Genomic DNA, 6713 nt, shown 5'->3' on the forward strand with positions numbered 1-6713 from the left:
GCCGCGTGCACCGCGTCCAGCACGGCGACGCCGGCGGCGGCATGCGGTCCGTCCAGGGCGGCGCGCCAACGGGCCACCCGCGCCTGGGCGTCGGCCAGCACCTGCTCGGACCACTCCCAGTCCGACCGGTAGTGGTGCGCGAGGATCGCCGCGCGGACGGCCACCGGCTCGACGCCCCGCGCCCGCAGGCGGGAGACGAGTTCGAGGTTGCCGAGGGACTTGGACATCTTCTCGCCGTCCAGGGCCACCATGCCGGTGTGCGCGTAGGTGTGCGCGAGCGGCAGGCCGTCGACGGCGGTGGCGTGCGCGGCGGAGAACTCGTGGTGCGGGAACCGCAGGTCGGAGCCGCCGCCCTGCACCGTGAACGGCGCCGGCAGGTGGGCCCGGGAGATCACGGAGCACTCGATGTGCCAGCCGGGCCGGCCGGAGCCGAGCGACCGACCGTCCCAGGCAGGCTCGCCCTCGCGGTGCACGCGCCACAGCAGCGGGTCCAGCGGGTCGCGCTTGCCGGGGCGGTCGGGATCGCCTCCCCGCTCCGGGAACACCGCGGCCATCTCGTCCAGGCCCATCGCGGAGACCTGTCCGAGGCGCCAGTCGGTCGCGGACTGGGCCGCGCGGACGTCGAAGTAGACGTCCCCGTCGGGCTCGCCGTCGCCGCCCGGCACGCGGTAGGCCCGGCCCGCCGCCAGCATCGTCTCGACGGCGTCCACCACCAGGCCCACCGCCTCGGTCGCGCCGACGTAGTGGTCCGGGGCGAGCACCTCGAGGGCGGCCATGTCCGCACGGAACAGGTCGGTCTGCTCCTCGGCGAGCGCGCGCCAGTCGACGCCGGTCGCCTCGGCCCGCTCGAGCAGGGGGTCGTCCACGTCGGTCACGTTCTGGACGTAGGCGACCTCGAGACCGGCCGCGCGCCAGTAGCGGTGCAGCAGGTCGAAGGCCACATAGGTGCTCGCGTGGCCGAGATGCGTCGCGTCGTACGGGGTGATCCCGCAGACGTACAGCGAGGCGCGCTGCGCGTCGTTGCCCGGATGCCGAGTCCGTCCCGTGGCGGTGTCGTGCAGCCGCAGCCGGTCGGGGCGGCTCGGCACGGCGGGCGGGGCGGGGGTGCTCCAGGACTTCACGGGACTCCTCAGATCGGGGTGGTTCGGCGGTGCCGGGCCGCCATGCCCGGCGGCGGGAGCGGGCTCAGGCGCTGATGACGCCCGCGCCCAGCAGGGCGAACAGGACGCCGCCCAGGAGGATGCGGTACCAGACGAACGGCAGGTACGAGTTGGTGCTGATGAAGCGCATGAGCCAGGCGATGACCGCGTAGGCCACCACGAAGGCGATCGCGGTCGCGACCAGCGTCTCCCCCATGCCGTACGGGCCCTGCGTGCCGGGATCGGTGAGCGAGGTGTACAGCTTGTACAGGCCGGAGGCGAACACGGCGGGCACCGCCAGCAGGAACGCGTAGCGGGTGGCGGCGGGCCGGGTGTAGCCCATGGCCAGGCCGGCCGCGATGGTGCCGCCGGAGCGCGAGACGCCCGGGATCAGCGCGAGGGCCTGGGCCAGGCCGTAGAGGACGCCGTCCCGCACGGTGAGCTTCTCGAGCGGCTTGGTCTGACGGCCGAGCCGGTCCGCCAGGGCGAGCAGGACGCCGAACACGATGAGCATGGTCGCCGTGATCCACAGCGACCGGAACTCCGTGTCGATCCAGTCCTCCAGCAGCAGGCCCAGGACCGCGATCGGGATCGAGCCCACGATGATCAGCCAGCCCATGCGCGCATCGGGGTCCGAGTGCGGGATCCGCCCCGTGACCGCGGCGCACCACCGGCCGATGATGCGGGTGATGTCGCGCCAGAAGTAGATGAGGACCGCCAGCTCCGTGCCGAGCTGCGTGATGGCCGTGAAGGCCGCCCCCGGGTCGGTCGCGGAGGGCAGGAACTCGCCCACGATGCGGATGTGGGCGGAGGAGGAAATGGGCAGGAACTCCGTGAGGCCCTGCACCAGGCCCAGGATGATGGCTTCGATCCACGTCACGGAGGGTCACTGTACGCCACGGCCCCGGGTGGGAACCCGGGGCCGTGCGATCCGTCACGAGCAGGACGGTCAGTCGTCGTCGTCCTCGTCGTCGAAGAGGTCGAGCGGGGTGACCTCCTCGGTGTCCGCGTACAGGGCGTCCTCGTAGGCCTCGAAGGCGTCGGCCACGGCGAAGAAGGCGGCTTCGACGGCGGGGTCGTCCTCGCCCCGCTTGTTCTGCGCGGCCACGAGGTGTTCGTTCAGGGCGGTGGTGAGGGCCTCGAGGGCCATGCGGGCGTCAGAGCTCATGGGTGAACGGTAACCCGGTGGCCGGTGACGCGGCCAGGGGTGGGCCGTGCGGGACCGGCCGCCGGACCCGACGCCGTCTGCCAGGATGGGCGGGTGCGTGAACAGCTGATGTCCTCGACCCTCGACGCGATCTCCCGCGGACAGAAGTGGGAGTACCTGGTGATGACGGTCGCCGCCCACGAGTCCCTCGCCGACGCCCGGCGGCGCCTCGTGGAGCACGCGGAGTACGGCCAATGGGAGCTGCAGCGCTCCGTGCACTACCGTGACGGGGCGCGCCGCTACTGGATGCGCCGCCGCGTGATGCGCGTGGCCTCGACCCTGCAGACCCTCTGAGGCGCGGGCGCGACGACGCCGCCCCGGCCGTCGTCGCCGCCCGCGGCCCGGATCAGCGCGGCTCCAGCATCCGCTCGAGCACCCGGCAGCCGAACTCGAGCGCGTCCACGGGCACCCGCTCGTCGATGCCGTGGAACAGGGACGTGAAGGCCAGGTCGGCGGGCAGGCGCATGGGCGCGAAGCCGTAGCCGGTGATGCCCAGCCGGGAGAGGGACTTGTTGTCCGTGCCCCCGCCGAGCATGAACGGCAGCACCTGGGCCTCGGGGTCCTCCGCCTGCAGCGAGGCGATCATCAGCTCCACCAGGTCCCCGGAGAAGGGGGTCTCCAGGGTGACGTCCCGGTGCTCGGGTGCGATGGTCACGTCGGGACCGGCGAGCTCGGCGATCGTGGCGAGGGCGGACTCCTCCTCCCCGGGGATCAGGCGCACGTCCACGGTGCCGGTGGCCGAGGACGGGATGACGTTGTGCTTGTAGCCGGCGGTCAGCCCCGTCGGGTTGGACGAGGTGCGCAGGGTGCCGGCCACCCAGGAACGGGCCTGCCCGAGCGCGTCGAGCTGCGGCGTCGGGTCCGTCTCGTCGAAGTCCACGCCCATGATCTCGGCCACCTGTTCGAGCAGCGCGCGCGTGGTCTTGGTGTACACGAGCGGCCACTCGTGCCCGCCGATGCGGGTCATGGCGCCGGCCAGCCGGGTGACCGCGTTGTCCGGGTGCGGGGCCGAGCCGTGCCCGGGGGCGCCCTCCGCGGTGAGGTTGAGCCAGGCGAGCCCCTTCTCCGCGGTCTGCACGAGGTAGGCGCGCGAGCCGTGCACCTCGGTGGAGAAGCCCCCCACCTCGGAGATCGCCTCGGTGCACCCGTCGAACACCTCGGGGTGATGGTCCACGACCCAGCGTGCGCCGTAGACGCCGCCGGCCTCCTCGTCGGCGAAGAACGCAACCGTCAGGGGTCGCCGCGGCCGGCGGCCCGTGCGGGCCAGGTGCAGCAGCACCGCGAGCACCATGGCGTCCATGCCCTTCATGTCCACGGCGCCGCGCCCCCAGATCATGCCGTCCTTGAGCTCGGCGCCGAACGGGTCCACGCTCCACTCGTCCGCCTCGGCGGGGACCACGTCCGTGTGCCCGTGGATGACGAGCCCCGGCGCCTCCGGATCCCAGCCCGGCAGGTGCCCGACGACGGAGACCCGGCCCGGCGCCGACTCGAAGAAGCGGGGGGTCATCCCCGCCTCGGTCATGAGCCGGGCGCAGTACTCCGCGGCCTCAGGCTCACCGACGGAGACGTTGCCCCCGCGGTTGGTGGTGTCGATCCGGATGAGGTCGCGGCAGATCTCCACGACGCGGTCCTCGGGGCGCGAGCGGGCGGGGTTCTCGATGTTCTCGACCATGGTTTTGAGCCTAGCCCGAACCCGTGCTATCTTTCTCGAGTTGCCCGGAGCGGGACGGACCGGACAGGACCGGAACGCGGTGGGCGACGGAGCCTCTCCCAGGGCTCCACCGATGAGCGCGAGTGGCGGAATTGGTAGACGCGCAGCGTTGAGGTCGCTGTGTCCGCAAGGACGTGGGGGTTCAAGTCCCCCCTCGCGCACCGCTCGTCGAGCAGCAGGGCCCCGGTCGTCACGACCGGGGCCCTGCGTGTTCCCCGGACCGGCGTCCCCTCTAGAGTGGTGTCTGTGCGACGGCAGGCGCCGTCGGTGGAACCGCACGACGGCATGGAGGACCTGATGGCCCTGGAAGCCCCCGCACTGCTGCACCGGCTCGCGCGAGCCCACGGGGTGCAGCCCGAGTACGTCGGGCAGGACGGCTCGGCCCAGACCGTGCCGGACGAGGCCCTCGTGAAGGTGCTCGCCGCCCTCGGGGTGTCGGTCCGTCCGGACGGGGTCGCCGCTCTGGCCGAGGCGCTGGAGGAGGCGGAGACGGCCCCCTGGCGGGACGTGCTCCCGCCCACCGTGGCCGCCCGGTCCGGCCACCGCCTGTCCGTGCCGTGCCACGTGGCCGCGGGCGAGCCGGTCGTGGCCCGCGTGCGCACGGAGGACGGGCGGACCCTCGAGGTGAGCGTGAGCGAGCCGGTGTCCGAGGTCCGCCTCGTGGACGGCGTCGAACGCGAGCGCGTCCACGTTCAGATCCCCGCCGACCTCGCCCCGGGCTGGCACCGGCTGGAGGTGACCAGCGGCTCCGGCTCCACCGCCTCCGCGGTCCTGGTCTGCGCCCCGACCCGGCTGAGCACGGCGCGTCCCTTCCTCGAGCGCCGCGGCTGGGGCGCGGCCGCGCAGGGCTACTCGGTGACCTCGGCGGACTCGTGGGGCATCGGCGACGCGGCGGACATGGCGTCCCTGGCCGAGATCGTCGCCCGGCACGGTGCCGACTTCCTGCTGCTGCACCCCCTGCACGCGATCGAGCCCGGCCCCCATCCGGCGGACTCCCCCTACTCCCCCGTCTCCCGTCGGTTCCTCTCGGCGCTGGTCGTGCACGTGCCCTCGATCCCCGAGTTCGCCGACCTGCCCGCCGCGGAGCAGGCGGAGCTGCGGTCGGCCGGCGCCCGCGTCCAGGCGGAGCTGGAGCGCACCGGCCGGATCGATCGGGCCGCCGTCGCCGCCGTCCTGTGGCCCGCGCTGCGCCGCGTGCACGAGGTGCCCCGCTCCCCCGAGCGCGAGGCCGCCTACGCACGGTTCCGCGCCGAGGCCGGCCCGGGCCTGGACGACTTCGCCCTCTGGTCCGTCCTGCGGCTGGACGGCGACGGCACCGGACCCGATCTCGCCGACCCGGCCTGGGCGCCGGGCGGGGTCGAGGCGGAGCGGGTCCGCGTCGAACGCGCGACCGACGTCGACCTGCACCGCTGGGTGCAGTGGATCGCCGCCGAGCAGCTCGCCGGCGTGCAGGAGCGGGCCCGGGCGGCCGGCATGCGCATGGGCGTCATGGTGGACCTGGCAGTCGGGGCGACCCGCGAGACCGCGGACGCGTGGATGCTCGGGGACGTGCTGGTGCCGACCATGTCCGTCGGCGCGCCGCCCGAGCTGTTCAACCAGCTGGGCCAGGACTGGTCGCAGCACCCCTGGCATCCGCGCCGCCTGGCCGAGACCGGCTACGCCGCGTTCCGGGACATGCTGCGCACCGTGCTGCGCGGCGCGGGCGGCATCCGGATGGACCACGTCCTGGGGCTGTTCCGCCTGTGGTGGATCCCGGAGGGCGCCGGTGCCACCCAGGGCGCGTACGTCGAATACGACCACGAGGCGATGCTCGCCGTGCTCACGCTCGAGGCCGAGCGGGCCGGCGTCGTCGTGGTGGGCGAGGACCTCGGCACGTTCGAGCCGTGGGTGCAGCGCCGCCTGGCCGAGGCCGGCGTGCTCGGCACGTCGATCCTGTGGTTCGAACAGGAGGACGGCGAGCCCACCCCGCCGGAGCGCTACCGGCGGCTGGCCATGGCGGCGGTGAACACGCACGACCTGCCGCCCACGGCCGGTTACCTCGAGGGCGTCCAGGTGGACCTGCGCGAACGGCTGGGCCTCTACACCGTGGACGTCGCCCAGGAACGCCGCCGGTCGGCGGAGGAGGTGCGCGCGTTCCTCGCCGCCGCGGCCCGGCGCGGGCTGCTCGCCGAGGCGGACGTGGACGTCCCCGACGCCGGCCCCGAGGTGCGCGAACGCCAGATCGTGGCCCTGCACCGCCTGCTCGCGCAGGCGCCCTCGGCCCTGCACAGCGTGGCGCTCGTGGACGCCGTGGGCGAGCGGCGCATCCAGAACCAGCCCGGCACCCTCCAGGACCAGTACCCGAACTGGACTGTGCCGCTCGGCGACGGCGCCGGACGGATGGTCTCCGTCGAGGACCTGGCGGACTCGGCGTCGGCGGCCCGGCTGTTCGACGCCGTGGACGCCGAACTGCGGGCGTCCGTGCCGGTGGGGATCGGGGTCAGCCTGCACACCTCCCCCCTGGCCCAGCCCGGCCGCGGCGACGCCGGCGGCATGAACGTCTACGTGCGGCAGGCCGCCGTGGCCCTGGCCCGCCGGGGCGTGCGGATGATCCTGCTGACCCGGGCGGAGGAGCCGGTGGGAGCGGATGGCGCACGGGTCCGGATGCTGGACGCCG

The 6713-nt window shown here is 74.0% G+C and carries 6 protein-coding genes and 1 tRNA gene; 3 read left to right on the forward strand and 4 right to left on the reverse strand.

Annotated features, from left to right (window positions below; translation table 11 throughout):
- The 3 genes from mshC to HMPREF3105_RS10220 all read right to left on the reverse strand — a co-directional run.
- Positions 1-1121: cysteine--1-D-myo-inosityl 2-amino-2-deoxy-alpha-D-glucopyranoside ligase (gene mshC, locus HMPREF3105_RS10210; protein WP_070709519.1), on the reverse strand; the 1121-nt coding region annotated here is incomplete at its 3' end.
- 64 nt (positions 1122-1185) lie between these two features.
- On the reverse strand, positions 1186-2019 hold the full coding sequence (locus tag HMPREF3105_RS10215; protein WP_036315183.1) for an undecaprenyl-diphosphate phosphatase: 834 nt from the start codon (positions 2017-2019) through the stop codon (positions 1186-1188).
- A 69-nt stretch (positions 2020-2088) separates the two neighbouring features.
- Complete coding sequence (locus HMPREF3105_RS10220; RefSeq protein WP_036315190.1) at positions 2089-2307, reverse strand: hypothetical protein; 219 nt, start codon at positions 2305-2307, stop codon at positions 2089-2091.
- A gap of 93 nt (positions 2308-2400) precedes the next feature.
- Here HMPREF3105_RS10220 and HMPREF3105_RS10225 point away from each other — a divergent pair, with 93 nt between their 5' ends.
- Entirely contained in the window at positions 2401-2640 is a 240-nt protein-coding gene (locus HMPREF3105_RS10225) for a DUF5703 family protein (RefSeq protein ID WP_036315193.1), read from the forward strand.
- Positions 2641-2692: 52 nt separating this feature from the next.
- Here the strand turns inward: HMPREF3105_RS10225 and HMPREF3105_RS10230 are convergent, their stop codons facing one another.
- A complete protein-coding gene (locus HMPREF3105_RS10230; protein WP_036315197.1) occupies positions 2693-4018 on the reverse strand; it encodes a M20/M25/M40 family metallo-hydrolase in 1326 nt (441 codons plus the stop codon).
- A gap of 116 nt (positions 4019-4134) precedes the next feature.
- On the opposite strand from HMPREF3105_RS10230, the gene HMPREF3105_RS10235 reads away from it, so the two are divergent.
- Positions 4135-4218, forward strand: a tRNA-Leu gene (locus tag HMPREF3105_RS10235).
- Positions 4219-4342: 124 nt separating this feature from the next.
- On the forward strand, positions 4343-6713 hold a 2371-nt coding region (gene malQ / locus HMPREF3105_RS10240; RefSeq protein WP_246830373.1), incomplete at its 3' end, for a 4-alpha-glucanotransferase.

The sequence above is a fragment of the Micrococcus sp. HMSC31B01 genome (assembly GCF_001816085.1).
In the GTDB taxonomy this organism is placed as follows: Bacteria; Actinomycetota; Actinomycetes; order Actinomycetales; family Micrococcaceae; genus Micrococcus; species Micrococcus luteus.